Here is a 25854-nt window from a genome sequence, read left to right as displayed (position 1 = left end):
AAAAGTTAACGGTCCGTAAACGCTGATGACGACTAGGATTAGCATTAAGTGAAAAGCACTCAAAAGATGGTATGTTTTACGCTAAAGTAGTGCGTGGTGATATCCGCGGTCGGCCATGGCGATAGGGCGTGTCGTTGGCCCTGCGTAGGGTTTGCGGCTATAACTCTTCCAAGCCCTTCAACTAGCGCGAAAGGCTTGATTAGCATCGGCTCCGCGCGACGGGAAGGCGAGGCCTGTCGCATGGGCGCGGCTCGGGTGCGCTACCAGCATGCCGTACGAGCCAGGCCAGACGTGGCCAGGTGAGATTGCGACAAGTAAGGAAACAACGAGGCGGCAAGTCCGTCGGCAATGGTGCCAACAACGTCAAGAGGTGTCTTCATGAAACGCCACGCTTTCACCGCTGCAGCCTTTTCGAGTGCGCTTCTCGGGGCGGCAATGATCTCGTCACCGGCGGTTGCGCAGGAACGCTTCATCACGATCGGGACCGGCGGCCAGACGGGGGTCTATTACGTGGTCGGGCAGTCGGTCTGCCGTCTGATCAATCGCGGCTCCGACGAGCACAACATTCGTTGTAACGCGCCTTCGACGGGCGGTTCCGTGGCCAACGTCAACGGCATTCGTGCCGGCGAACTGGACATGGGCGTCGTTCAGTCCGACGTGCAGTATCAAGCCTACAATGGCACTGGCAACTTCGAGGATAATGCCTACGACGATCTGCGCGCCGTGTTCAAGATCCATGGTGAGCCGCTTACCGTGGTGGCGCGTACCGACTCGGGTATCGAGCATTTCAGCGATTTCCCCGGCAAGCGCGTCAATATCGGCAACCCAGGGTCCGGCCAGCGCAACACCATGGAGGTGGTCATGAATGCCATGGGCTGGACCGAGGACACCTTCTCTCTGGCGTCGCAACTCGATGCCGCCGAGCAGGCTTCTGCCCTGGCCGATAACAACATCGACGCCATGGTCTATGTGGTCGGCCATCCCAACGGTTCCATCCAGGAGGCCACCACCACCGTCGACGCTCGATTGATTCCGGTAACGGGTCCCGAAATCGATGGCTTGGTCGAGGAATACCCCTATTACGCCAAGGCGGTAATTCCGGGAGGCATGTATCGTGGCAACGGGGAAGATGTCGAAACCTTCGGCGTGGCGGCCACTTTCGTGACCTCGGCCGATACCGACCCCGACATTGTCTACGAGGCCGTCAAGGCGGTGTTCGAGAACTTCGATCGCTTCAAACGCTTGCATCCGGCCTTCGAAAACCTCAACGAGGAGGAGATGATCTCCCAGGGGCTTTCCGCGCCGTTGCATGAAGGGGCCAAGCGCTACTACGTGGAACGTGGCTGGATCGAGGAATAATCTAGTCTGTAAGGAGTGATAGGCTCCACGAATGATGCGCGGTCATCCAGTAGGAGGCCGCGCATCGTGGTTTCTGTGCTCCGTTCTATCCCGTCGACTGATTATGAGCAGGGCAAGCTTATGAGCAATGACAAAAAGACATCCTCGAGCACGGATGTGGATCTGGAGGACTTGGTAGCTTCCAGTGACTCCGGGGCTCGCAAGCCCCTGGGAACTCCTGGCAAACTGCTGGTTGGCATCGCGGCGGCTTGGTCGTTGTTTCAGTTATGGATCGCTTCCCCGCTATCGTTCATGCTCGGCTTTGGGGTATTCAACGCCACCGAAGCCCGCTCGATACACTTGGCCTTCGCGCTCTTTCTGGCTTTCATGGCTTACCCGGCGTTGAAGCGTTCGCCTCGTGACAGGATTCCGTTACAGGATTGGATCATGGCTGCCGCCGCGGCCTTCTGCGGCGCGTACATGTTCCTGTTCTACGAGGATCTTGCTCAACGCCCCGGTGCGCCGATTCTGCAGGACGTGATCGTCGGGGTGGCGGGGATCCTGCTACTGCTCGAAGCTACGCGCCGCGCGTTGGGGCCACCGCTGATGATCGTGGCCTCGGTGTTCATCGTCTACTCACTGGCTGGTCCCTACATGCCGGGCATCCTGGCTCACCGAGGTGTCAGCCTCTATGGCTTGATCAATCACCAATGGCTGACCACTCAAGGGGTTTTCGGTATCGCCTTGGGCGTATCGACCAGCTTCGTGTTCCTGTTCGTGTTGTTCGGTGCTCTACTCGACAAGGCTGGGGCCGGCAACTATTTCATCAAGGTCGCTTTCTCCCTGCTTGGCCATTACAAGGGCGGTCCGGCCAAGGCAGCGGTCGTTGCCTCGGGCATGACCGGCCTGATTTCGGGCTCGTCGATCGCCAACGTGGTGACCACGGGAACCTTTACCGTACCGATGATGAAACGGGTCGGCTTTTCTGCGGAAAAAGCGGGGGCCGTGGAAGTGGCTTCCTCGGTGAATGGCCAGATCATGCCGCCGGTGATGGGGGCTGCCGCTTTCCTGATGGTCGAGTACGTTGGCATTCCCTATATCGAAGTCATCAAGCATGCCTTCCTGCCAGCACTGATTTCATATATCGCGCTGGTTTACATCGTTCACCTCGAAGCCCTAAAGGCCAATCTCAAGGGCTTGCCATCGAGCAATCCCGTTCGTCCATTGCTACACAAGGTGGTCGGCTTCCTGGCTGGGCTGTTGCTGCTGATGGGGCTGTCGTTTGCCGTCTATTACGGCCTGGGCTGGTTGAAACCGGTACTTGGCGGTGCCACGCCTTGGGTAGTGTCCGTGGTTCTGGCGGTGGTTTATGTCGCCCTCCTCAAACTGGGAGCCGGCTATCCCGAATTGGAACTCGACGATCCCGATTCGGAGATTGTCTCCTTGCCGCAGACTCGGCCAACGGTACTGGTCGGGTTGCACTATATCCTGCCAGTGATCTTGCTGGTGTGGTGCCTGATGGTCGAACGCCTGTCCCCGGGGCTTTCGGCCTTCTGGGCCACGGTGTTCATGATCTTCATCATCGTCACGCAGCGGCCGATAACGGCCATGTTCCGCCACCGCAGTAATCTGGGCGAGGATATCAAGGAAGGTTGCGTCGACCTGTGGGACGGCCTGGTGACCGGGGCACGCAACATGATCGGCATCGGTATTGCCACTGCCACGGCGGGCATCATCGTGGGGGCGGTATCGCAGACCGGGGTCGGCCTGGTGCTGGCGGATGTGGTCGAGATCCTTTCCATGGGCAACCTGTTGCTGATCCTGCTGCTTACTGCGGTGCTTAGCCTGATCCTGGGCATGGGGCTGCCGACTACCGCCAACTATATCGTGGTGTCGGCATTGCTGGCGCCGGTGATCGTCCAGCTCGGGGAACAGAGCGGGCTGCTCGTACCGTTGATCGCCGTGCACCTGTTCGTGTTCTATTTCGGCATCATGGCCGATGTCACGCCACCGGTAGGACTGGCATCCTTCGCTGCGGCGGCCGTGTCGGGTGGCGATCCGATCCGCACCGGCTTCCAGGCGTTCTATTACAGCCTGCGTACCGCCGCCTTGCCGTTCCTCTTCATCTTCAATACCGATCTGTTGCTGATCGACGTATCCTTCTTGCAAGGCATCGTGATTTTCGTGGTCGCCACCATCGCCATGCTGATCTTCGCCGCGGCGACCCAAGGGTTCTTAATTGCCCGCAGCCGCTGGTACGAGAGCATCCTGCTGTTGCTGGTGGCCTTCACCCTGTTCCGGCCGGGCTTCTGGATGGACATGATCCATGATCCCTACGAGTCGATTCCCCCCGGTCAGTTCGTTCAGGCGCTTGGCGATGTCGATGAGGACAGCACGCTGCGGCTGCAAGTGCGCGGTGAGGATGCCTTCGGTGATCCGTTGACGACATACATGATCTTGCCGGTACCGGAGGGAGATAGCGGTGAGGAGCGTTTGGAGAATCTGGGCCTGGAGCTGCTGATCGAGGACGGTCGCGCCATTGTCGACATGGTCACCTTCGGCAGCAGGGCTGAACAGTTGGGCCTCGATTTCGATCAGGAAATCATCGAGGTCCTGGCACCGGTGGACCGCTGGACGAAGGAGTGGATGTGGATACCGGCATTCCTGGTCTTTGCGTTGATCGTCTTGCTGCAGCGACGTCGACGTCATGACCAAGTGTTGGCGGCAACCGCCTGAGGAGGGGAGCCATGTACACCAAGATATTGTTGCCGGTGGATCTCAACGAAGAGGCATCCTGGTCGAAGGCCTTGCCTACCGCGCTGACGTTGTGCCGAACCTTTGGGGCATCGTTGCATGTGGTCACGGTGCTGCCGGATTATCGCATGCCCTTGGTCGGTTCCTACTTCCCGGAGGGGTTCGCCGAGAAAGTCCACCAGAGTGCCTCGGAGGCGCAACACGAGTTCGTCAAGCAGCATGTACCCGACGATATTCCGGTGCAGTGCGTGCTCGTCGATGGTTCACCTTGGGAGGCGATCATCAAGACCGCCAAGAAACTCGAGGTCGACTTGATCGTGATGGCATCGCACAGCAATCGCAAGTTCGCCGACTACGTGCTGGGCCCCAATGCCGAGCATGTGGTGCATCACACCAAGATCTCGGTGATGATCGTGCGTTAGTTCTGTGCGCCTTATGGCGTAGCGACGCCCCGGTTGATATCGCTTGTTGATTCATTCAACGCTTCTTTAGGGAAACAACGCCTCCGGTTCGCCGGGGGCGTTTTGGTTGGCATTGCCGCCGGGGCGTGGTTGGTGGCACACAGTTTGGGCGTTGAAGCAGAGTCCCGGCGGGTCCGCTGGCAGTCGTCTACATTTAGGATGAGCTAAGGCATCTTGCCTTGTGTTGGCCACTTTGCTCTCGGGGCCAACGGAATCGGCCCGAGTGCGTTCGCTCTCCGCTCGCGGGATAAGGGGTTACGCTATGAATGCTGCTGATACCAACAAGCACAAGCCGTCGGATGCCAAGATAGTCACGATCGTGATCAACAAGGTGGGAATGGATAAGCCACGAACCTGGCTGGTGGCTGGCTTTCGCGACTTTCGCCAGGCTGCAGCGGTCAGTCTGGCCTACGGGTTGTTCTGGGTCGGCCTGAGTATCGCCGTGACCGCTGGGGCCTTCGTGATGGGGCTATGGCATTGGTTGTTGCCGTTGGTGGCGGGGTTCATGTTCCTGGGTCCGCTGGTGGCGGTCGGCTCCTACGGGATCAGTCGCAAGCTCGAGGCTGGCAAGGCGCCGAACCTGGGCGATGCGTTTGGTGCCTGGACCGCGCATACCGGTCAGCTCGCGATGATGGGCGTGATGATGATGATCTTCTTTCTCGCCTGGATTCGGTTGGCCACGTTGCTGTTTGCGCTGTTCTTCGGCTTCGAGGTGCCGAGCCCGGAGACTCTCTATACGGCGCTACTGACGACCCCGGAAGGCCTGGGTATGCTGGCCGTGGGTACGGCGGTCGGGGCCGTGCTGGCTTTCGGCGCCTTCACGATCAGCGTGGTGGCTATCCCGACCCTGATGGATCAGGATCTGACCTTCATGGAAGGCATTGAAGCCAGTATTCGTTCCGTGGCGAACAATTTCCGTCCCATGTTGCTGTGGGCTGTGATCCTCACCGGCTGTGTGCTGGTTGGTGTAATGACCTTCTACATCGGCTTGGCGGTGATCCTGCCGGTACTGGGGCACGCAAGCTGGCATGCCTATGAAGACCTGGTGCGTATCGAGGGTGGCAAGTCATCCTGAGCTGGCTGGTCATCCATGGGGCAACCGGCTAGTCTGTGGGGGCGAATGATCGCCCCCTTTATATTACTGGCCAGGAACGCCTCCCATGTCCATCGACACTCCGACTCTTTCGGGCCTCTATCGCTATCCCATCAAATCCACTGCAGGCGAGCCTGTGCAACAGGCGTTGGTCGGCGAGGAAGGCCTGCTGGGTGACCGTCGTTTTATGGTGGCCAAACCCGATGGCACCTTCATCACGGCGCGTTCGCACCCGCAGTTGCAACGAGTCGCTACCACGCTGCACGACAACGGCCTGGTGCTTCACCATCCCGAATTACCCGATCTGCCGCTCGAGCAAGAGTCCTTCGAGGTCGCACCCTTCACCACTCAGGTATGGGGCGACAGTTTTGCTGGCCTTACGACCACTGGACGTGCCGATGAGTGGATGGGGCAGGTAGTGGGTGAACCGGCGAAATTACTGTGGCTGGGCGAGCGCTCGCCGCGTTATCGCCAGGCCATCGGCAAGCGGGTCAGTTTTGCCGACGGTTATCCGCTGATGCTGATTGGCCAGGCGTCGCTGGATGATCTCAACACGCGCCTGTCGACGACGCATCGGATGGCGCAGTTCCGGCCCAATCTGGTGGTATCGGGCAGTTTGCCCTATGCCGAGGACGATTGGCGCTTGCTGCGTATCGGCGAGGTGGAACTGGCCGTGGACAAGCCCTGCTCACGCTGTGCCATGGTGACGGTGGACCCTTCTACGGGAGGTTTTATTCCCGAGCGTGAACCATTGCGCACCCTGGCTCGTTATCGTCAAGGTGTCGATGGCAAGGTCTATTTCGGTCAGAACCTGATCGTGATCAAAGGAGGAACGCTGGAGGTAGGGAGCCCGGTGGAACTCATTAGCTGACAGCCGAAGAACGACAGGAGCACGCCCATGAACCACATGACACTGCCGTATTCTCTTGCCCTGGCGGTCGGGTTCCTGGTCGGTTGGACACCGCTCGGCATGGCTCAGGATGAAGATACGGCCTCTACACCCGAGGCTAGTCATCCCATCGAGTACCAGGCCGATAGCTGCATGGAGGAGGGCGGCTGGACGACCCAGGCGATGCGTGAATGCGCGGCCCAGGCCCATGACGACTGGGAGGCCGAGATCCAACGGCTGACAACGATGCTGAAACGGGTACTGGGCAGCGAGGCGCGTGAAGCGCTGGCTGTCTCTCAGGAAGCATGGGAGGCCAGTCGCGACGCCGACTTCGCATTCATCGCCGCATATCATGTCGAACTCTATCGCGCTGAGTTGGGCAGTGGCAGCTTGGGGCCGCTGGGCGAACAACTTCATCGCAACGCCGTATTGAAGGATCGGGCGCTACAGTTGCAACGCTACCTCGATGGGCTCGAGGAGTTGGAAGCACCGCCCGAAGATGAATGACCGCATGGTGTCGATTACGATTCCGTCCCTCATGACTTTATCGTTTAAGACATGTTGTCGAGCGGGGCCTGACCTCGACGCATGGATCGCGTAGTCTAGACAGGGCATCCACGGTTCTGGATATCCGCTATGCCGAAGCGTTCCTTCCTTGTCTCCTTGTTGACGCTGGTCATGCCCATGTTGTTGGCGCCGCCAGCCATGGCCGAACACCTTCCTCCCCCTCAGGGGAAAGTCATTCTTACGGTATCCGGCGATATCGAATACACCAATGTCGGTGATGAAGCCCAATTCGATTACGACATGCTGATGTCGATGTCGCCGTATGCACTGAAAACCAGTACCCCTTGGACAGAGGGGAGCAGTCTTTTCGAAGGCCCTCTGGGCAGGGAGGTGATGGCGGCGGTCGGTGCTCGCGGAGACATGATGCGCATCAAGGCGCTCAACAACTTCGTCGCCGATGTTCCACTGTCGGACTTTTATGACTACGACGTGATCCTGGCTCTCAAGCGTGATGGGGTGCCCATGGAAGTTCGCGATTTCGGGCCGATCTTCGTGCTCTATCCCTTCGATGACCACCCCCAGCAGTTACTTAATGAAACCATCCGTTTCCGCTCGGTATGGCAGGTAGCGAGCATTCATGTCTACGAATGATGTCGCTGCATTTGTAACGAGGAGCCCGCTTTCGCGATGCATCGCTACCCCATACGCCTGAAGCTTGGAGCCTTCGCTGCGGTGTTGTTCTTTGCCGCCGCCATGCTGGTGGTAGGGCTGGTGCTGTGGCGTCAGGAGAGTTTGGCTCAGAGCGTGGGAGGGGATGCCGCCTGGTTCGCTTATAAGCTGGATCGCGAAGCGATCCTGATGCGAAATCAGTTGGTGACCGCGGGCTCGACAGAGTCCCTGGATGGGCTTCGCCTGCGTTTCGACTTGATGTACAGCCGCGTGAACCTGCTGCAGAAAGGGGACATCGCCGAGCTGTTTCGCACGATTCCCGCGACCGCCAAGCTAATGCCTGAGATCGTGGCGCGAGTGGAAGCGCTGGATGAAACCATGCAACGGCTCGTGGAACTCGATGAGGAGAGTCGCACCGACCTCATTCAGCAACTCGAAGCGCTGGCCCCCCATACCGAGCAACTGATCATAGCCATCAACGCGTACTTGGCCGATTCCGCGACCCAGGAACGTGAAACCCTGCAGTGGCTCTATCGCTTGCTGTTGGGGCTGATTCTGTCGATGAGCGTGGCGACGCTGCTGGTCGTGGGATTCCTGTTCCGTGAATCGCGCGAAAATGCCAGCGCGCGCCTGTCCATGGAAGCATTGAGCAACGAATTGAAGGTAACGGCACGCGAAGCCGAGTCGGCGAGTCAGGCCAAGTCCGAGTTCCTGGCCACGGTCAGCCATGAGATTCGCACACCGCTCAACGGTGTGATCGGCATGAGTGACTTGCTGCTGGACCAGCCGCTGGATGGTCAGTCACGGCGTTATGCCAGCACCATTCACGACAGTGCCGGACAGTTGTTGGAGATGATCAACGACATTCTCGACTTCTCCAAGATCGAGGCCGGTCGCCTGGAGCTCGAGCATACTTCCTTCTCGTTACGCGAATTGATGAAGGCGGCGGTTGCCTTGTTCACTCCGCGTGCCGCCGACAAAGGGCTTGCCCTGACATACGAGGTTGCCCCGGAACTGATCGACCGCCGAATAGGGGATCCCGGACGCTTGCGCCAGGTGATTCTCAACTTGTTGTCCAATGCCATCAAGTTCACGGCGAAAGGCGAAGTTCGGCTGGTGGTATTCTGGGCGCCCTCGCAACGTCTGCGCATCGAGGTCATCGATAGTGGTTGCGGGATTCCCGCTGCCTACCGGGGACATCTCTTCGAGCCATTCCGTCAGGGCGATGCCACCACGGCAAGGCAGTACGGCGGCACTGGGCTGGGGCTTGCCATCTGCAAACGGTTGGTGGAAGCCATGCACGGCGAGATTGGCGTCAATACTCGCGAAGGGCAGGGCAGCCGTTTCTGGTTCGAGGTGTCGCTACCCACCCAGGCCGACCCCGCGTTGCCGCCTGCACCGCAAAGATCCCCAGGAATGGGACACTATACGGCCCGCTTGCTGCTGGTCGAGGATAACCCGGTCAATCAGCAGGTGGCGGTCGCCATGCTCGAGCGCCTGGGATGCCGGGTCGAAGTGGCCGCCAATGGTGGCGAGGCGCTGCGGATGGCTCCGAACGGTGATTATGCATTGATCTTTATGGATGTGCAGATGCCCGACATGGACGGTCTGGAGGTCACCCGACGCTTGCGGGCCATGGGGGGGCGGATGGCCGAGGTGCCGATCGTTGCGATGACGGCTGGTGCCATGGGCGGGGAGCGCGACCGCTGCCTGGCTGTCGGTATGCAGGACTATCTGACCAAGCCGTTATTTCATGACACCTTGGCAAGCATGTTGTCGTGCTACCTGGACGACATGTCGTTTCCGCTGCGCGGGAATGACACACCACGAGCTGCCATGTTCGCTGGGCCGAAGGATCTGCTGGATGATGCCACTCTGAATGAGTTGCAACATACGTTGGGCATGACTGGCGTCGAATCGCTGATCTCATTGTTCCGACAGCAGTTGGCGGTACGGCTCGAAGCGCTGGATACCGCCATCGCGGAGAGACGAAGTAACGACGTCATGCAGGCATCACACCTGCTCAAGGGAGAGGCGTCGAGCCTGGGGCTGGTGCTGGTCGCCGCGCGTGCGCAAGCGCTGGAGCATGCGGCTTGCCACCGGGAAACCGAGCATTGGTCGACCCTGCGGAAAGCGTTGGCCGAGAGCCTCGAGTCATCCTTGGTGGCTCTCGAGGCCTGGATAAGCCATTATCCTTCCAGCACCGCCTGATTCTGAGGCCTGCGCCGCTTCAGGGAGCGCTCGACCAGCGTTTGACCTGGGTGGTAATCGCCGCGGGAAGCCGCCAGGGCCCGATCCAGGGTCAGTTCGGCGATGCGCTGATGATCCTGGGGTAGGGAGTTGACCGCCAGGGGCAGGAAATCGAGCAGTCGATCGTCACCGAACGTCGCCATTCGCAGGGACTCTGGAAGGCCGCCATTGTCCAGCAGCACATCAAGGACGCCGTCAAGCAGGGTATAGGAAGCCGTGACCAGCGCATCGGGGATGCCGTGTTCGTCGAGCAGCTCACGCATCAGGAGAGCGCCTTCGGCGCGATCGTAGCGAGCGCCACTTTTCATGATCGCCTGTGCCGAGCTATCGGCCAGGGCTCGGCGAAAGCCGGCGCGACGCTCAACGCTTATCGACAGTTCCGGCACGGCGTCGAACCAGGCGATACGCTGGATGTCGGGCGACATCACCGACCGGGTCAAGGCCTCCGCAGCGACCTCGTTGTTACTGACGACGCTCATGAAACGGTCTGGTTCGAGCGCACGGTCGATGGCGATCACCGGTAGGCCGGAATCCATCACCTCGCCATAGAAAGGGTCGTCCATGGCCAGGCAACTGGCGACGATCAGTACCTCGCAGCGCTGCGCGCGCAGGGCGCGGGCGAGTTCCCGCTCGCTGTCGGGATCGTCGTCGGAACCGACGATCAGCATCTGGTAGCCTCGTTCCCGGGCGCCACGTTCGAGCAGCTTGGCCAGCCGCGCATAACTGGCGTTTTCCAGGTCAGGGATGATCAGGCCCAGGGTACGGCTGGCACCGCGGCGCAAGGCGGCCGCCTGGGCATCCACGCGGTAGTGATGGTGTTCGACCACAGCCATCACCTTATCGACGGTATTCTGACTGATACGGCGCTCACGGGCCTTGCCGTTGATGACATAACTGGCGGTGGTGCGTGAGACCCCGGCTAGTCGGGCGATTTCAGCGAGTGTCATGCGAGAATCCTTATACTGGCTCTTCGCCGCGAGCGGGTATCGGCGAGAGTGTCGACCATTCTACGCCAGGAGGTGGAGGTCCTACCCCCTGCTAAGGTCGTATACGATGCGACTTGATAAAAGTGGTGTCACGATTCAGCATTGAGTTTAAATGTTGGTGACACGATTCAGCCAGGGTTTTGTTACTGGAATCCCGGCACAGGAGAACACCCATATGCTCACCCTCGGCCACAATGACATCATGCTTGGCTGTCGCGCCAGCGATTGGCGTGCCGCCCTGGACCAGGCCGCCGCCGCACTGGGCGAGGCGGGACTGGTGACCCCCGGCTATCGCGATGGCCTGTTCGACCGCGAGGCCCAATCTTCCACTTTCCTGGGCAATGCCATCGCCATCCCGCATGGCACGCCCGCAAGTCGTGAACACGTCAAGCGTACCGGCGTGCGTGTCCTGCAGTTTCCGGATGGAATCGAGTGGCACGATGGCAACCGCGTCCACGTGCTGGTGACCATCGCTGCGCAGAGCGATGAGCATCTCGATATTCTGCGCCAATTGACCCATGTATTGGATCGCGAGGGCGTGGCCGACGGGCTGGCCTCGGCCGACTCGCGTACGGCCGTGGCATCGCTGCTGTCAAAGGCACCGGTCGAGGCGCGCCTGGATGCCGATACTCTGTGCCTGAAATTTCCCGCTCGCGATCATCTCGAACTGGCCCTGGCCGGGGCCGCACGGCTACGTCAAGCGGGTTGCGTGGATGCCGCCTTCGTTGCCGCGATGGCCGAACAACCGCCGCAGGCCTTGGGGCAGGGGCTATGGTTCACCAGCAGCGCGACTGGGGTAAATACACCGGCGTTGGCGCTGGCGACTCCCGAGAGCTCATTGGATGGAAGCCACGGCCCGGTTCAGGGAGTGTTCTGTCTGGCCGCCCAGGGTGACGCGCATCGTGGCCTGCTGGAGCGGCTGGCGACTCTGCTCGACAATGGCGGTGGCGAGGCATTGTTCGATGCCGATGTCGCCACCGTGCTGGCGCGTCTCTCAGGCGAATCCGCCAGTGCCCGGACGGTGCGCGCCCGAGTGCTCAATGCCCATGGGATGCATGCCCGCCCGGCCAAGCAACTGGTGCAAGTGGCGCGCCAACAACCGGTGCCGATCAAGGTGCGTTTGCTCGAAGGTGGTGGTGAAGCCGTATCGGCCGCCAGCCTGACCAAGGTCATCGGTCTGGGTGCCCGCCGCGGTCAGGTATTGGTGTTCTCCGCCGAGGGCGAAGGCGCCGATACAGCCCTGGAGGCGGTCGTCGCAGCCGTAGGCGAGGGACTCGGCGAGAAGGTGCTGCCCTTCGAGGAGGGGCGCGACCATACCCAGGATACGCCACGCGAGATGCCGCTCGAGCCGTTGCCCGAGGATACACCGCACCAGGCGGTGGCGGCTTCCCCTGGGTTGACGATCGCCCCGGCCTTCGTGATGCGTATACCACGCTTCGAGTACGCCGAACGGGCCGGTGATGCCGCACATCAGACACAACGGTTGGAACACGCTATCGAGGCGGGCATCGGGCAACTCGAAGCGCTGGTACGCAGTGCCCCGGGCGGTGAAGTGTCGGAGATTCTGTCGATGCATGAGGAAATGCTCGACGATCCGGAACTGCATCAGGCCGCGCGCGAGGGCATCGAGGAGGGCATGAGCGCCGAGGCCGCCTGGTGGGCCGCCATCGACACCGCCGCCCGTGCCCAGGAGATGCTCGCCGACCGCCTGCTGGCCGAGCGAGCCGCCGACTTGCGGGACGTGGGCCGCCGTGTACTGGGCATTCTGTGTGGTGTCGAGCTGCCGACCCCGCCGGACGAGCCTTACATCCTGGTGATGGACGACGTGGGGCCGTCGGACGTCGCTCAGCTCGATACGCAGAAGGTTCGTGGCTTGCTCACCGCGCGCGGCGGGGCTACCTCGCACAGTGCGATCCTGGCTCGTGCCTTGGGCATTCCCGCCGTGGTCGGCGCCGGTGAACGCGTGCTGGGTCTGGAAAACGGTGTCGAGTTGATTCTTGACGGCGAGCGCGGCCGGGTGGTGCCGGCTCCGTCCATCGAACGTCGCCAGCGTGCTGAACTGAGTCTCAAGGAGCTTGAGCGGCTCGAACGCGAGGCCTACGCCGCACGCTTCGAGGAGGGCCGCACGCGTGATGGCCATCGTGTCGAGGTTGCCGCCAACCTGGGCAATACCGCCCACACCGCGGATGCCGTGGAGCGTGGTGCCGAGGGCGTTGGTCTGCTGCGCACCGAATTCATCTTCATGGCCCACGCCCAGGCGCCGGATCTCGACACCCAGGTCGCCGAGTATCGGCAGGCCATCGAGGCACTGGACGGCCGCCCACTGGTGGCGCGCACTCTCGACGTGGGCGGCGACAAGCCGTTGCCCTACTGGCCGGTACCCCAGGAGGACAACCCCTTCCTCGGCCTGCGTGGTATCCGCTTGGCGCTGACCCAGCCGGAAGTGCTGGAGACCCAGTTCCGCGCGCTGCTCGTAGCCGCCGTCGGCAAGCCGCTGCGCATCATGCTGCCGATGGTCAAGGACATCGCCGAGTTCCGCGCCGCCAAGACCATCTTCGATCGTCTGCTGGCGGAGATCCCTGAAGCCGAACGCGCCACCGACGTGCAGCTCGGGGTGATGATCGAGGTGCCATCCTGTGCGCTGCTGGCGCCGAGCCTTGCCAAGGAAGTCGACTTCTTCTCCATCGGCACCAACGATTTGACCCAGTACACCCTGGCCATCGACCGCGGTCATCCGGAACTTTCGGCCCAGGCCGATGGCTTGCATCCGGCGGTGCTGCGCCTGATCCAGATGACGGTCGACGCCGCTCACACCCATGGCAAATGGGTCGGGGTGTGCGGCGAGCTGGGTAGCGACACCCAGGCCATACCGGTGCTGGTGGGACTTGGCGTCGACGAGCTGTCGGTGGCCGCGCGCCAGGTACCGTTGGTCAAGGCGCGACTGCGCGCATTCGATCTCGCCGAGGCACGCCGTCAGGCCGAACTGGCCTTGGCTCAATCCACCAGTGAAGCGGTACGCGACGTCCTGGAGGGGTGCTGATGGCTCATGTACTGACGCTCAGCCTCAATCCGGCGTTGGATCTGGCGATTCGCCTGCCGCGTCTGGTCTTGGGAACGGTCAACCGCACCGATGAAACGCATCTCGAGGCGGCCGGCAAGGGGGTCAACGTGGCGCGGGTAATGGTGTCACTGGGCCACCGGGTGACGGTATCGGGATTCCTCGGTGCTGCCAACGATGGCCCTTTCCTGCGAGCCTTCGAGGCACTGGGAGTGACCGATGCCTTCATCCGCGTGCCGGGCGAGACTCGCATCAATGCCAAGGTCGCCGAGGGTGACGGCCGGGTCACCGATATCAACGGCCCCGGATTGGCTATCGTCCCCGAGGCTTGGACGCGCCTGATCGAGTGGCTCGATGCCATCGCCGCCGATACCGAACGCCGCCCGGACGCGGTGGTGATTGCCGGCAGCCTGCCGCCGGGCATCTCGTCCGCCGATCAGGCCGCCCTGATCCGGCGCCTGCGTGAACATGAATTGCCGGTGTGGGTCGATACCAGCGGCCAGGCCTTGGCTGTCGCTATCGATGCTCGGCCCACTGCGGTCAAACCCAACGAACAGGAGCTGGCCGGTTGGGCCGGAAACGTGCTGGACAACGATGCTCAGCGCCTTGACGCGGCTCGGCGTCTGCACAGCGCCGGGGTCGAGGAGGCACTGATCTCGGCCGGGCCGCACGGTGTGCTTTGGGTCAGTCGACGCGGTGCCTGGCTGGCCACTCCGCCATCGATGACGGTGGAAAGCACCGTGGGTGCCGGCGATACCCTGGTGGCCGGCATGCTACATGGCGTGCTCGAAGGCCATTCGACCGAGAGGACGCTCGGCTTCGCCACGGCACTGTCCGCCGAATCCGTTCGTCACGTTGGCGTGGGCGATCCCCACGCCGAGGATTTTTCCCAACTCCAACAACAGACTCGCGTACGTCGCCTCGATGACGTCGACGCGGAGGGAGTGCTCGCATGAACATCATCCTGATCACTGCCTGCCCCAGCGGCATGGCCACCACCTTCCTCGCTGCTCGCCGCCTGGAGCAAGCCGCCCGTCGTCGCAATTGGCAGGTCACCGTGGAAATGCACGGTGAGCTAGAGCCGGTCTCCCCGGTATCCGCCGAAGCTATCGAGGCCGCCGACTTGGTGATCGTCGCCGCCGATCATGTGCCCGCACCGCAACGCTTCGAGGGCAAGCGGTTGTTCCAGGCGCCGATCGATCGGGCGCTACCTGACCCGGACGCCTTTCTCGAGCGGGCCAGTCGTGAAGCCGAATCCTACCAGCCAAGCGATGAGTCACCGGCTGCTGCCGCCCCGGTTACGGCTTCCGGTGCCCGCAAGATCGTCGCCGTGACTGCCTGCCCGACGGGGGTGGCGCATACTTTCATGGCCGCCGAGGCGTTGGCGGAAGCGGGTCGCGCGCTGGGACATCAGGTTCGCGTCGAGACCCAAGGCTCGGTCGGGGCCCAGGACCAACTCTCCGATGAGGAAATTCGTGACGCCGATTTGGTGATCCTGGCCTGCGATATCGAGGTCGATCCGACCCGTTTTGCTGGCAAGCGAGTGTGGTACACCTCCACCGGCAATGCCCTGAAGAAGCCGCGGCCAACCATCGAAGAGGCGTTGGCCAATGCCGAGGTACTGGAGGGCGCATCGGGCGCCGTCAGTGGCGAGCGCAAGCAGAGCTTCAAGGAGAAAGGTGTCTATAAGCACTTGCTGACCGGGGTTTCCTTCATGCTGCCGATGGTGGTGGCTGGGGGGCTGCTGATCGCGCTGTCGTTCGTATTCGGCATCGAAGCCTTCAAGGAAGAGGGAACGCTTGCCGCAGCGCTGATGCAGATAGGCGGCGGCACTGCCTTTGCCTTGATGGTCCCGGTGCTGGCTGGTTACATCGCTTATTCGATCGCCGACCGGCCAGGTATCGCGCCGGGCATGATCGGCGGCATGCTTGCCTCCGAGATCGGTGCCGGCTTCATTGGTGGGATTCTCGCCGGCTTCCTGGCCGGCTACGTGGCCAAGGCCGTGGCCCAGAACGTCAAGCTGCCGTCGAGCATCGAGTCGCTCAAGCCGATCCTGATCATTCCTCTGGTTGCCAGCTTGATCACCGGCCTGGTGATGATCTATATCGTCGGCGAGCCGGTGGCAGGGATTCTCTCGGCATTGACTACCTTCCTCGAGAACATGGGCTCGGCCAACGCCGTGCTGCTGGGTATCCTGCTTGGCGCCATGATGTGCTTCGACCTGGGCGGGCCGGTCAACAAGGCTGCCTACACCTTTGGCGTTGGCCTGCTGGCCTCCGAGACCTATGCGCCCATGGCGGCGATCATGGCCGCCGGCATGGTTCCGGCGATCGGCATGGGTATCGCCAGTTTCGTCGCCAAATCGAAGTTCTCCGAACCCGAACGCGAGGCTGGCAAGGCTTCCTTCGTGCTGGGCCTGTGCTTCATCAGTGAGGGCGCCATTCCCTTCGCCGCCAAGGACCCGCTGCGGGTGATCCCGGTGTGCATGGTCGGTGGCGCAATCACCGGTGCCATTTCCATGCTGGTCGGTGCCAAGCTGATGGCCCCCCACGGCGGTATCTTCGTGCTGCTGATCCCCAACGCCATCACTCCGGTGCTGTTCTATCTGGCAGCGATCGTCATCGGCTCGCTGATCACCGGCCTGGGCTACGCGGCGATCAAGCGCGGTGGTCAGGAAGTTGCCGTCGGCGCCAGCGCCTGAGCCAGACTCGCTCGTCGCCTCGGTCCCAGCACCCTGCCTAGGGTGCTGGGATTTTTTTTGCCGGTCGGCTCGGTCGAGCCAGCAAGGTGACGAAAGTTAACATGCACTGCCTTGCTTATCCGGAAACGACTTCTATCTTTCTATTTGCGACATTGCTATTTGCGAGCGGATTACCTGCATCGATTCCCGAAAGCCGGGAAGCAAGTGGGCTGTTTTCATCGGAAACCAAATATATCGGAAAGAATTCCACGACGAGAGTGGGTAGGAACGGATTGCACGCTCGTTACCCGCCACGGAGCGGGTCATCCAGGCGTCTCCTGCCCACCTGAGGGGCAGCGAATGAAAGTATCATCATGGCAGAAACAGGATTTCGGTCCCGACCCTGTCGCCTGTCGGGAGACAGGGCACTATCAGCGAGAATACATAGAGGCCTTCGTCAACAAGTGGGACGAGCTCATCGATTGGGAGAGCCGGGCACGTGGCGAGGGGGATTTTTTCATCGACATGTTGCGCGAGCATGGCGCAAAGAGCGTGCTCGATGCGGCCACGGGCACCGGCTTTCACTCGACGCGCCTGATCGAGGCCGGCTTCGAGGTCGTGAGTTGTGACGGTAGCCCCGCCATGCTGGCCAAAGCATTCGCCAATGGCTGCGCGCGTGGCCACATACTGCGTACCGTTCAGGTGGATTGGCGCTGGCTCAATCGCGATATCCACAACCACTATGACGCCATCATCTGTCTCGGCAACTCATTCACCCACCTATTCTCGGAACACGACCGCCGCAAGGCACTCGCCGAGTTCTATGCCACCCTCAAGCACGACGGGCTGCTGATCATCGACCAGCGTAACTACGACGCCATCCTCGATGTCGGCTATTCCAGCAACCACACCTACTACTATTGCGGCGCCAATGTCTCCGTCTGCCCCGAGTACGTGGACGAGGGCCTGGCCCGTTTTCGCTACACCTTCCCGGATTACTCCACCTATCACTTGAACATGTTTCCTCTGCGCAAGGACTACACCCGGCGCCTTCTGCGTGAAGTCGGGTTCCAGCAAGTGGACACCTACGGCGACTTTCAGGAGACCTACCGGGATGTGGAGCCGGATTTCTTCATCCACGTGGCGCAGAAGCGTTATCGGAGGGCAGAAGATGAATAAGGTATTGGACAGAGCGTACACGCCCGCGGTGGAGATTGCCCGCGAATACTACAACAGCGACGATGCCGACAACTTCTATTTCCTGGTGTGGGGTGGTGAGGACATCCATGTCGGGCTCTACCGCCACCCGCATGAGCCGGTCTATGACGCCAGTCGCCGCACCGTCGCCGAGATGGCGGCACGCCTGCCGGAGCTCGAGGCCAATACCCGCGTGTTGGACATCGGCGCCGGCTACGCCGGCTCCGCACGCTATCTCGCTCGTGAGTTTGGCTGCCCGGTGACCGCGCTCAACATCAGTGAGAAGGAAAACGAGCGCGGGCGGCAGAAGAACCGCGAGCAGGGCGTGGACGGGCTGGTAGAGATCATTGACGGCAGCTACGAGGACCTGCCCTTCGAGGATGAAGATTTCGACGTGGTGTGGTCGCAGGATGCCATCCTGCATAGCGGCGACCGCCGACGAGTGCTGGAAGAGGTAGTGCGGGTGCTGCGGCCTGGGGGTCACTTCATCTTCACCGACCCGATGCAGGACGACGACTGTCCGCCCGAGGCTCTGGAGCCGATCCTTGCCCGTATTCATCTGGATACCTTGGGCTCGCCGGGCTTCTACGAGGAGACGCTGGCCGAACTCGGTCTCGTGGAACTGGCCTTCGATGAGGCCTCGGAGATGATCGCTACCCATTACGGACGCATTCGCGAAGTGCTCATCGAGCATGAGGACGACGTTGCCCGAGTGGTCAGCCGTGACTATATCGAACGCATGAAGCGCGGTCTCCAACACTGGGTCGAGGGTGGTCGCAACGGTCACCTGCGTTGGGGCATCTTCCTGTTCCACAAGCCGAGCGGTGCGTCGACCTGACGACCGCCTTGCGCTTGATCGGCACGGGGTTGTCACCTGGCCGTCCCGGGCGGCATACCCCCTGCCAACGCTGTACCGACACTGACCAAACAACCGCACGAAGGGGACACAATGACCAGACAATACCTGTTCACCTCAGAGTCGGTTTCCGAGGGACATCCGGACAAGGTCGCCGATCAGATCTCGGATGCCGTCCTGGACGCCATCATCGACCAGGATCCGCGGGCGCGGGTGGCTTGCGAGACGCTGGTCAAGACAGGGATGGTGATCGTCGCTGGCGAGATCACCACCTCAGCCTGGGTCGATCTCGAGGAACTCACGCGGCGGACCGTCACCGACATCGGTTACGACAGCGCCGAAGTGGGGTTCGACGGTGCCACCTGTGCCGTACTCAATGCCATCGGTAAGCAGAGTGCGGATATCGCCCAAGGCGTCGACCGCGATACCGAGGAAGACCAGGGCGCCGGTGACCAGGGCATGATGTTTGGCTATGCCTGCAACGAGACCGACGTGCTGATGCCCGCCCCCATCACTTATGCGCATCGCCTGATGATGCGCCACAGCGAGGTACGCCGGCGCGGCGTCCTGCCGTGGCTGCGTCCGGACGCCAAGAGCCAGATCACCTTTGTGTACGAGGACGGCGTGCCGGTGGCTGTGGACACCGTGGTCCTATCCACCCAGCATGCGGAAAGCATCGCCCAGAATGACCTCAAGGAAGCGGTCATGGAGGAGATCATCAAGCCCGTGCTGCCCGAGGAGTGGATCAGCAATCGCACCCGTTACCTCATCAACCCCACGGGCAATTTCGTCATCGGCGGCCCGGTGGGCGACTGCGGCCTCACGGGACGCAAGATTATCGTCGACACTTACGGTGGCATGGCGCGCCACGGCGGTGGGGCGTTTTCGGGCAAGGATCCTTCCAAGGTGGACCGCTCTGGGGCCTACGCTTGCCGGTACGTTGCCAAGAATATCGTCGCCGCGGGGCTGGCGGACAAGTGCGAGATCCAGGTCTCCTATGCCATTGGGGTGGGCCAGCCCACATCCATCAGCATCGAGACTTTCGGCACCGGGAAAGTCTCCGAGCAGCGGCTGGAGGAGCTGGTGCGGGAGCTGTTCGACCTGCGCCCGTTTGGCATTTTGAGGATGCTGGACCTGGTGCGCCCCATCTATCGGCCCTCTGCGGTGTACGGTCATTTCGGCCGTGAGGAGGAGAGTTTCACTTGGGAGCGCACGGACAAGGCCCAAGCCTTACGCGAGGCAGGTCTGTAGGATGGACAACTCACTCAAGAGAGGAAGGGTCCAGATGGAAAGCTTGACAAGTCGCGCGGCGCCGCCCGCCGAGCTCGTCCTGGAGGCCGTGCCACCAGAGCTTGGGCAGGGGGAAAGCGGCATCGAGACGACATTGGAGAGGATCGAAAGCCTCCATCGAGCACTTGGCCTGGACGCCGTCAATATCCCGGAGATCCACGAGGAGAGCTCGAAGAGCCGCAAGGGCGAACGGTTAAGGCCGTTCGAGCCTCGTGTCGAGCCCCGCACGCTCGCAAGGCACATCCAGGAGCGTCTGGATGTGCCCTGTATCATCAACCGGGTGGTGGTACATCTGGAGCGCAAGCGTCAACTCGACTGGTTCCGTGAAAGCTGGGAACAATACGGCATCCGTCGCTTCGTGCTCGTCGGCGGGGAGCGTAGCGACCAATCCTATCCTGGCCCGTCGGTCCCGGAAGCCAATCGCTTGTTGCGGGAGCGGCTCGATGTGCCTGGGATGCGGGTAGGGAACATATGCATCCCTACTCGCCGGGGGGAAGCCGAACGGATGATGCACAAGATCGACTCCGGTGCGGATTTCTTCACCACCCAGGTCATCTTTCACGCCGAGGAAGTCACTACTCTGCTGGATGCACTCAGCGAATGCGTGGGCGGAAGAGCCACTCCCCAAGTCCTTGTCTCGCTTGCCCCTGTTCGCTCCGAGCGCAACATACGCTTTCTGCACTGGCTGGGAGTGAGCTTGTCCAATGAACTGGAGGACTGGCTTATCGCTGGACCCGAGTCGGTGACCGAACGCTCGCTGATGCACATCCGCAGCACGTGGACCGAAATCGCCAACCATGCGGCCGCTATTGATCTACCCTTTCCTATTGGTGTCAACATCGCGCCGATCGGCCGTATCTCGGCAGCGACTACCATAGGACTTGCCCATCGGCTGCGGGAGGGCGTCATTCACTTCGCGGGTGCGTCGGACAGCATCCTGCCCTGACAATGCTGCATGAGTTCGAGTCAGAGCCAATGATGGCTGCCATCATGTAGAGTTGCTGTTGCGGCAGCACGCTGCGTGGGTAAATCGCCCCTGCGGTGCCAGCAGCGACGATACTCGAGCTCGAAGAGAAGGAGACTGTCACCATGAGTCGCGAATTGATCCAGGCACTGCAAGACCCCAAACGCTATGATCACCCGGTCACCGGTTTCGCCCTCCATGAAACCCATATTTCCTGGGTTCTGCTGACAGGCGAGTTCGCCTATAAAATCAAGAAGCCCGTGGATTTCGGCTTTCTCGATTTCTCCTCTCTGGAACAGCGCAAGCACTTCTGTGACGAAGAGGTGCGTCTGAACCGCCGTCTGGCGCCGGACTTGTATGTGGGGGTCGTGCCCATTACCGGCAGTCCGAGCGATCCTCGGCTTGGCGGCGAGGGCGAAGCCTTCGAGTACGCCGTTTGCATGCATCAGTTCGACACGCACCAGATGCTCAATGAGCTGTATGGCGAGGGACGCTTGCAAGTAGCGCATATGGACGAACTGGCCGACCAGATTGCCGATTTCCACGAGAATCTGCCCGCCACGCAAGGCGAGTTGGGAACGCCAGCGGCGGTGCGCAAGGATGCCGAGGAGAACTTCCAGCAAATCCATCCGCTGCTGGATCAAGCGGCTCAACGGGACCAGCTTGGCCGGCTGGCCACGTGGAGTCACGAGACCTTCACTCGGCTGGAACCTCACCTGAGCCGGCGTCATCAAGAAGGCCATGTGCGTGAGTGTCACGGCGATCTGCACCTGGCCAACATCACCTTGTACCAAAATCGGGTCACGGTTTTCGACTGTATCGAGTTCAATAAAGGGTTACGTTGGATAGACACTTGCAATGATCTGGCCTTTCTTCTCATGGATCTGGAGCATCGTGGTGCGCCGCAACTGGCCAACCGGGTCTTGAACCGTTATCTGCAACTCAGCGGTGATTTCGATTGCTTGCCGTTACTCGATTTCTACAAGGCTTACCGAGCTATCGTACGGGCCAAGATCGCACTTCTGACCCGGGGCAACCCGGATTTGAGCAACAAGGACAAAAAGGAGCTTCTCGACCAATACCAATCCTATGCAGACTTGGCGGAAGGATATTCGATGCCGCGTAAGCGCTATTTGCTGGTGACCAGCGGGGTATCCGGCAGTGGCAAGAGTTGGTTGAGTCAACGGCTGGCACAGTCATTGAATCTGATCTGGCTGAGATCCGATGTGGAGCGCAAGCGTTTGTTCGGCCTGAAGCCTCACATGCACAGCCACTCCCAACCCGACTCGGATATCTATACCCCTCAAGCCACTCGCGACACCTATCAACGTCTTGCCGAGCTGGCCGCCGATGTCCTGGAGGCTGGCTACCCCGTCATCGTGGACTCCACGGCTTTGCATCAGGAGGAGCGGGATCGACTCATCCAGGTTGCCGCTTCCCGGAACATTCCCTATCTGTTGCTGGATTGCAGCGCGCCCGAATCCCAGCGGCGGCAATGGTTGCGGGCCAGGGCCAAAGAAGGGGGTGATCCTTCCGAGGCTGATGAAGTCATCATGGAGCGACAGCAGGCCGTTGTAGAGCCGATTACCAAAGCGGAGCGAGCCTATAGCCTGGAGGTGGATGCCACAGCCGAGGCCGCTGCGAACGACGTGGAAAAGCGGATCCGCAAACGATTCGCTTGCTGACGATGCGCGTTGTATTCCAGCGGCTTGTCCTTGCCTTGGGGCGCAGGTTTTCTGCATGATCGGCAGGCTGCCGTCGCTCCTATAGGCTTGAGGGATGGCTACCGCTCGATGACAGGGAGTCGCCAATGACACGTGTCAAGATTTGCTGTATCGGTTCGGTTGAAGAGGCCAGGCTTGCTGTGCGCCTGGGCGCATCGGCACTGGGTCTGGTGTCCGAGATGCCAAGTGGACCAGGCGTCATTGACGAACCGTTGATCACGGAAATCACGGCCAGTGTGCCACCTCCCATTGGCACATTTCTGCTCACTAGCCGAACCGCTGTTGCGCAGATCGTGGCGCAGCAACAACGCTGTGGAGTCAATACGGTGCAGATCTGCGATCGCCTTCCTCCCGGAAGTCATGCGCAGTTGCGTCGATCACTGCCAGGAGTCTCGCTCGTCCAAGTGATCCACGTCACTGACCAAACCTCTGTGTCGGAAGCCCGGCAAGTGGCGCCCGAGGTCGACGCGCTTCTCCTCGATTCGGGGAATCAATCGCTGCCGGTCAAGGAGCTCGGTGGTACGGGGCGCACTCACGACTGGTCGCTCAGTGCCCGGATAGCCGAAGTGTCACCGGTGCCGGTCTTCCTCGCAGGCGGGCTCAATGCTGAGAACGTTGGCGAAGCGATCGCTACGGTCCGGCCGTTCGGGGTCGATATTTGCACCGGTGTTCGTAGCGACGGGAAATTGGATGAACGCAAGCTCCGTCAGTTCATGGAAGCCGTCAAGGACGCCGCAGCCTGACCGGGGACAATCGCCATTGGCCACGACGGGATTCAATCCTTCTCGCGCTGTGCCCGCGCCCAGTCGTGTCCTTGGCGACATCGCTCGTCATCGACACGGTGATAGGTGATCCAGCCCAATTCGCGGGATACGACTTCACCGGACTCCCGTTGTTTCAGGTTTTGCTGGCTCTGTACCCAGCCATGGGGAGTGACCAGAAGCGTATTGTGTCGGTCCAGGTGGTCATAGTCCTGGCGGTCGAAGCCAAAAGGAGCGTCGCGGTCGCGAAAGGGCTTTTTCGCCTTGCCGGCGTGACAGGACCAAGTGTTCTGCTGCCAAGCTGCGGTGCAGGTGTAGCGTTGCTCGCTTCTGGGGTTGCCGGGGGTATGGCTATACACTTCCTGTCGCCATGTCCCCTCTTCGGATAATGGGGTCCAGATTTCGTGGAAGTGTGGCACTACCCGCTCCTCCAGAACCGAGACATGGGTCAGTCGATAGCTTCCCCCGGGTAGCGTCTCGAGCTCCAGCCACTCGAGCAGTGCATTCGTCAGGCCATAGTCCTCCGAGAACATGTCGTGCACTCCATCCTCGGCAAACCGATAGGTCACTTCGAAGCAGCCGGAAAGCCTCTCGATCTGCTGGTGGCCGGGGGAAGTAGGGCCGTCGCTGCCTTCCGCCCAAATCATCGGTGACAGCAGCAACGTGGCGAAGAGTCCTAGACGCCGATCTCCTTTCATGGCGAGTGTTCTCAATACTGGTAGTGAGTTGAGTACTCCTAAGGCTAGCCCGGCCGTCACCCATTAGGGAAGTGCATTATCCGGCATGCCAATCGAGCGTGTCATGCAGCGTCGAGATATGCCGTACCGATCACCTCCCAGGGTGTCGGGGCCCAATTGACGAGCCGAATTCCTTCCAAAGTACTGAATCGCCTGTGCTGAGCAAGTGCTTAACTGTGATTGGCAATTGCCGATCAACTTCACACGCACAGGAGAACTGCCATGTGGACCAAACCGACCTATAACGATCTGCGTCTTGGCTTCGAGGTGACGCTCTACATTGCCAACCGCTGATGCTCCATGACCGCGCCTGGGCGGCGGGATATCGCGGTACCAGGCGCTCTCGAGTATCGAAAGCGAGGCGTCGAGAGGAGGCTAGCATGCAGATCCTGGTAGTGGGTTCGGGCGCGGGGGGCGGCTTGCCGCAGTGGAACTGCAACTGCCCGAACTGTCGCGAAGCGAGAAGGAGCAATCCTGCCGTCACACCGCGTACCCAATCGTCAATCGCCATCAGTAGCGACGGCGAGCGCTGGCTGCTGTGCAATGCATCGCCGGACATCCGTGTCCAGATCGCCGCCAACCCCGAGTTGCATCCACGTCATGGCGTTCGCGACAGTGGCATTGCCGAGGTGCTGCTGATGGATGCGCAGATCGATCACGCCAGCGGACTGCTGTCGCTGCGCGAAGGTTGTCCGCTGAATGTGTGGTGCACGCCCGCCGTGCATCGTGACCTGAGTACTGGCTTTCCGTTGTTTCCCATGCTGCACCATTGGCAGGACGGGCTGTATTGGCAGCCGATCCTGGTCGACGGCGAGCACCGTCAGGCGGCCTTCGAGGTGCCGAGTTGTCCTGGGTTGCGTTTTACTGCCGTGGTGCTGGACAGCAATGCGCCTCCCTATTCGCCACGCCGTGGCGCGCCCACGCCGGGCGACAATATCGGCCTCTATATAGAAGATGCCGTCAAAGGTAGCTCGCTGTTCTATGCCCCAGGGCTGGGGCGGTTGACCGATGCGGTACGTGGCTGGCTGGCGCGTGCCGACTGCGTATTGGTCGACGGCACGCTGTGGCATGACGATGAACTGGTACGACTGGAGGTCGGCCAGGCGACCGGCATGGAGATGGGCCACCTGGCCCTGGCCGGCGAACGGGGGATGATCCGTGAGCTCGATGCCCTGCCGGAGACCACCCGGCGCATTCTCATCCATATCAACAATACCAATCCGATTCTTGATGAGAGGTCCGCCGAACGGGCGGTGCTAGAGGGCCACGGCATCGAAGTGGCCTTTGATGGCATGCGCTTCGAGTTGTGAATCATGCCAATCGGGAGCCTGCCATGAATGCGATTGTCACCACGCTATCCGAATTCGCCCCGCTGACACCCGAGGCCTTTCGTGTTGCACTGATGGCCAAGGGCGACTACTACCACATCCATCACCCCTACCAGGTCGACATGGCCGAGGGGCGGGCCACCCCCGAGCAGATCCGCGGCTGGGTCGCCAACCGCTTCTACTACCAGGTGATGATCCCGCAGAAGGACGCCGCCTTGCTGGCCAACTGCCCGGACGCCCCCACGCGTCGGCGCTGGATCCAGCGCCTGCTCGACCACGACGGCCACGGCGACGACCCCGGCGGCATCGAGG

Annotated in this window: 22 protein-coding genes; 20 read left to right on the top strand and 2 right to left on the bottom strand. The window is 61.2% G+C overall.

Translation table 11 applies throughout. The annotated features are described in order from the left end of the window. Positions 1 to 378: 378 nt before the first annotated feature. The 8 genes from IE093_RS17880 to IE093_RS17845 all read left to right on the top strand — a co-directional run bounded on the left by IE093_RS17880 (position 379) and on the right by IE093_RS17845 (position 9922). Complete coding sequence (locus tag IE093_RS17880; protein ID WP_189471579.1) at positions 379 to 1359, top strand: TAXI family TRAP transporter solute-binding subunit; 981 nt, start codon at positions 379 to 381, stop codon at positions 1357 to 1359. Positions 1360 to 1479: 120 nt separating this feature from the next. Then, a complete protein-coding gene (locus IE093_RS17875; protein ID WP_189471577.1) occupies positions 1480 to 4074 on the top strand; it encodes a TRAP transporter permease in 2595 nt (864 codons plus the stop codon). 11 nt (positions 4075 to 4085) lie between these two features. Beyond that, positions 4086 to 4514: a universal stress protein gene (locus IE093_RS17870; RefSeq protein ID WP_189471575.1), complete on the top strand. Its 429-nt coding sequence runs from the start codon at positions 4086 to 4088 to the stop codon at positions 4512 to 4514. 301 nt (positions 4515 to 4815) lie between these two features. Further along, positions 4816 to 5628, top strand: a complete 813-nt coding sequence (locus IE093_RS17865; RefSeq protein WP_189471573.1) for a DUF2189 domain-containing protein — start codon at positions 4816 to 4818, stop codon at positions 5626 to 5628. A gap of 85 nt (positions 5629 to 5713) precedes the next feature. Continuing rightward, entirely contained in the window at positions 5714 to 6517 is an 804-nt protein-coding gene (locus IE093_RS17860) for an MOSC domain-containing protein (RefSeq protein WP_189471571.1), read from the top strand. Between the two features lie 27 nt (positions 6518 to 6544). Next, positions 6545 to 7042: a lysozyme inhibitor LprI family protein gene (locus tag IE093_RS17855; RefSeq protein WP_189471569.1), complete on the top strand. Its 498-nt coding sequence runs from the start codon at positions 6545 to 6547 to the stop codon at positions 7040 to 7042. 129 nt (positions 7043 to 7171) lie between these two features. Further along, entirely contained in the window at positions 7172 to 7693 is a 522-nt protein-coding gene (locus IE093_RS17850; protein ID WP_229803713.1) for a putative pterin-binding protein, read from the top strand. Between the two features lie 36 nt (positions 7694 to 7729). Further along, a complete protein-coding gene (locus IE093_RS17845; RefSeq protein WP_189471568.1) occupies positions 7730 to 9922 on the top strand; it encodes an ATP-binding protein in 2193 nt (730 codons plus the stop codon). Here IE093_RS17845 and cra read toward each other — a convergent pair. After that, positions 9901 to 10908, bottom strand: a complete 1008-nt coding sequence (cra, locus tag IE093_RS17840; protein ID WP_189471566.1) for a catabolite repressor/activator — start codon at positions 10906 to 10908, stop codon at positions 9901 to 9903. The genes IE093_RS17845 and cra overlap by 22 nt on opposite strands. Positions 10909 to 11122: 214 nt before the next feature. Here cra and ptsP point away from each other — a divergent pair, with 214 nt between their 5' ends. The 9 genes from ptsP to IE093_RS17795 all read left to right on the top strand — a co-directional run bounded on the left by ptsP (position 11123) and on the right by IE093_RS17795 (position 23459). Continuing rightward, positions 11123 to 13987 carry a phosphoenolpyruvate--protein phosphotransferase gene (gene ptsP, locus IE093_RS17835; RefSeq protein WP_189471564.1) on the top strand — a complete coding sequence of 955 codons (2865 nt, stop codon included), beginning with the start codon at positions 11123 to 11125 and terminating at the stop codon, positions 13985 to 13987. Then, positions 13987 to 14961, top strand: coding sequence for a 1-phosphofructokinase (gene pfkB / locus IE093_RS17830; RefSeq protein WP_189471562.1), 975 nt, complete (start codon positions 13987 to 13989; stop codon positions 14959 to 14961). Before ptsP ends, pfkB begins: the two co-directional genes overlap by 1 nt. Further along, on the top strand, positions 14958 to 16706 hold the full coding sequence (fruA, locus tag IE093_RS17825) for a PTS fructose transporter subunit IIBC (RefSeq protein ID WP_189471560.1): 1749 nt from the start codon (positions 14958 to 14960) through the stop codon (positions 16704 to 16706). Before pfkB ends, fruA begins: the two co-directional genes overlap by 4 nt. A 339-nt stretch (positions 16707 to 17045) precedes the next feature. After that, positions 17046 to 17864, top strand: a complete 819-nt coding sequence (locus IE093_RS17820; RefSeq protein WP_189471558.1) for a glycine/sarcosine N-methyltransferase — start codon at positions 17046 to 17048, stop codon at positions 17862 to 17864. Further along, entirely contained in the window at positions 17857 to 18720 is an 864-nt protein-coding gene (locus IE093_RS17815) for an SAM-dependent methyltransferase (RefSeq protein ID WP_229803711.1), read from the top strand. Before IE093_RS17820 ends, IE093_RS17815 begins: the two co-directional genes overlap by 8 nt. 111 nt (positions 18721 to 18831) lie before the next feature. After that, on the top strand, positions 18832 to 19989 hold the full coding sequence (gene metK, locus IE093_RS17810) for a methionine adenosyltransferase (RefSeq protein ID WP_189471556.1): 1158 nt from the start codon (positions 18832 to 18834) through the stop codon (positions 19987 to 19989). Positions 19990 to 20023: 34 nt separating this feature from the next. After that, the gene (locus tag IE093_RS17805; RefSeq protein ID WP_229803709.1) at positions 20024 to 20974 is read left to right on the top strand and encodes a methylenetetrahydrofolate reductase; all 951 of its coding nucleotides are present in this window, start codon (positions 20024 to 20026) and stop codon (positions 20972 to 20974) included. 143 nt (positions 20975 to 21117) lie between these two features. Then, positions 21118 to 22677, top strand: coding sequence for a bifunctional aminoglycoside phosphotransferase/ATP-binding protein (locus IE093_RS17800; RefSeq protein WP_189471553.1), 1560 nt, complete (start codon positions 21118 to 21120; stop codon positions 22675 to 22677). A 125-nt stretch (positions 22678 to 22802) separates the two neighbouring features. Beyond that, entirely contained in the window at positions 22803 to 23459 is a 657-nt protein-coding gene (locus IE093_RS17795; RefSeq protein WP_189471551.1) for a phosphoribosylanthranilate isomerase, read from the top strand. 32 nt (positions 23460 to 23491) lie between these two features. On the opposite strand, the gene IE093_RS17790 is transcribed toward IE093_RS17795, so the two are convergent. Continuing rightward, positions 23492 to 24175, bottom strand: a complete 684-nt coding sequence (locus tag IE093_RS17790; RefSeq protein ID WP_189471549.1) for a DUF6607 family protein — start codon at positions 24173 to 24175, stop codon at positions 23492 to 23494. 261 nt (positions 24176 to 24436) lie between these two features. Between IE093_RS17790 and pqqA the strand changes: the two genes are divergently transcribed. The 3 genes from pqqA to IE093_RS17775 form a co-directional block, all read left to right on the top strand. Next, positions 24437 to 24508, top strand: coding sequence for a pyrroloquinoline quinone precursor peptide PqqA (gene pqqA / locus IE093_RS17785; protein WP_189471662.1), 72 nt, complete (start codon positions 24437 to 24439; stop codon positions 24506 to 24508). A gap of 86 nt (positions 24509 to 24594) precedes the next feature. Beyond that, complete coding sequence (gene pqqB / locus IE093_RS17780; protein ID WP_189471547.1) at positions 24595 to 25524, top strand: pyrroloquinoline quinone biosynthesis protein PqqB; 930 nt, start codon at positions 24595 to 24597, stop codon at positions 25522 to 25524. A gap of 23 nt (positions 25525 to 25547) precedes the next feature. Continuing rightward, positions 25548 to 25854, top strand: a 307-nt coding sequence (locus tag IE093_RS17775; protein ID WP_479691167.1) for a thiaminase II/PqqC family protein, incomplete at its 3' end; no start/stop codon positions are given.

The organism is Litchfieldella qijiaojingensis, from assembly GCF_014651875.1.
GTDB classification, from domain to species: domain Bacteria; phylum Pseudomonadota; class Gammaproteobacteria; order Pseudomonadales; family Halomonadaceae; genus Litchfieldella; species Litchfieldella qijiaojingensis.
Note: the sequence above shows the minus strand (reverse complement) of the source record. Positions and strands in the feature narration are given on the sequence as shown.

Bases quoted from the DNA above. Each gene is read 5' to 3' on its own strand.
- IE093_RS17880 (WP_189471579.1), top strand. From the start codon at position 379: ATGAAACGCCACGCTTTCACCGCTGCAGCCTTTTCGAGTGCGCTTCTC.
- IE093_RS17800 (WP_189471553.1), top strand. From the start codon at position 21,118: ATGAGTCGCGAATTGATCCAGGCACTGCAAGACCCCAAACGCTATGAT.
- IE093_RS17850 (WP_229803713.1), top strand. From the start codon at position 7,172: ATGCCGAAGCGTTCCTTCCTTGTCTCCTTGTTGACGCTGGTCATGCCC.
- metK (WP_189471556.1), top strand. From the start codon at position 18,832: ATGACCAGACAATACCTGTTCACCTCAGAGTCGGTTTCCGAGGGACAT.
- IE093_RS17795 (WP_189471551.1), top strand. From the start codon at position 22,803: ATGACACGTGTCAAGATTTGCTGTATCGGTTCGGTTGAAGAGGCCAGG.
- IE093_RS17875 (WP_189471577.1), top strand. From the start codon at position 1,480: ATGAGCAATGACAAAAAGACATCCTCGAGCACGGATGTGGATCTGGAG.
- IE093_RS17805 (WP_229803709.1), top strand. From the start codon at position 20,024: ATGGAAAGCTTGACAAGTCGCGCGGCGCCGCCCGCCGAGCTCGTCCTG.
- pfkB (WP_189471562.1), top strand. From the start codon at position 13,987: ATGGCTCATGTACTGACGCTCAGCCTCAATCCGGCGTTGGATCTGGCG.
- IE093_RS17865 (WP_189471573.1), top strand. From the start codon at position 4,816: ATGAATGCTGCTGATACCAACAAGCACAAGCCGTCGGATGCCAAGATA.
- IE093_RS17815 (WP_229803711.1), top strand. From the start codon at position 17,857: ATGAATAAGGTATTGGACAGAGCGTACACGCCCGCGGTGGAGATTGCC.
- pqqB (WP_189471547.1), top strand. From the start codon at position 24,595: ATGCAGATCCTGGTAGTGGGTTCGGGCGCGGGGGGCGGCTTGCCGCAG.
- IE093_RS17845 (WP_189471568.1), top strand. From the start codon at position 7,730: ATGCATCGCTACCCCATACGCCTGAAGCTTGGAGCCTTCGCTGCGGTG.
- IE093_RS17820 (WP_189471558.1), top strand. From the start codon at position 17,046: ATGAAAGTATCATCATGGCAGAAACAGGATTTCGGTCCCGACCCTGTC.
- IE093_RS17790 (WP_189471549.1), bottom strand. From the start codon at position 24,175: ATGAAAGGAGATCGGCGTCTAGGACTCTTCGCCACGTTGCTGCTGTCA.
- IE093_RS17860 (WP_189471571.1), top strand. From the start codon at position 5,714: ATGTCCATCGACACTCCGACTCTTTCGGGCCTCTATCGCTATCCCATC.
- fruA (WP_189471560.1), top strand. From the start codon at position 14,958: ATGAACATCATCCTGATCACTGCCTGCCCCAGCGGCATGGCCACCACC.
- ptsP (WP_189471564.1), top strand. From the start codon at position 11,123: ATGCTCACCCTCGGCCACAATGACATCATGCTTGGCTGTCGCGCCAGC.
- cra (WP_189471566.1), bottom strand. From the start codon at position 10,908: ATGACACTCGCTGAAATCGCCCGACTAGCCGGGGTCTCACGCACCACC.
- IE093_RS17870 (WP_189471575.1), top strand. From the start codon at position 4,086: ATGTACACCAAGATATTGTTGCCGGTGGATCTCAACGAAGAGGCATCC.
- IE093_RS17855 (WP_189471569.1), top strand. From the start codon at position 6,545: ATGAACCACATGACACTGCCGTATTCTCTTGCCCTGGCGGTCGGGTTC.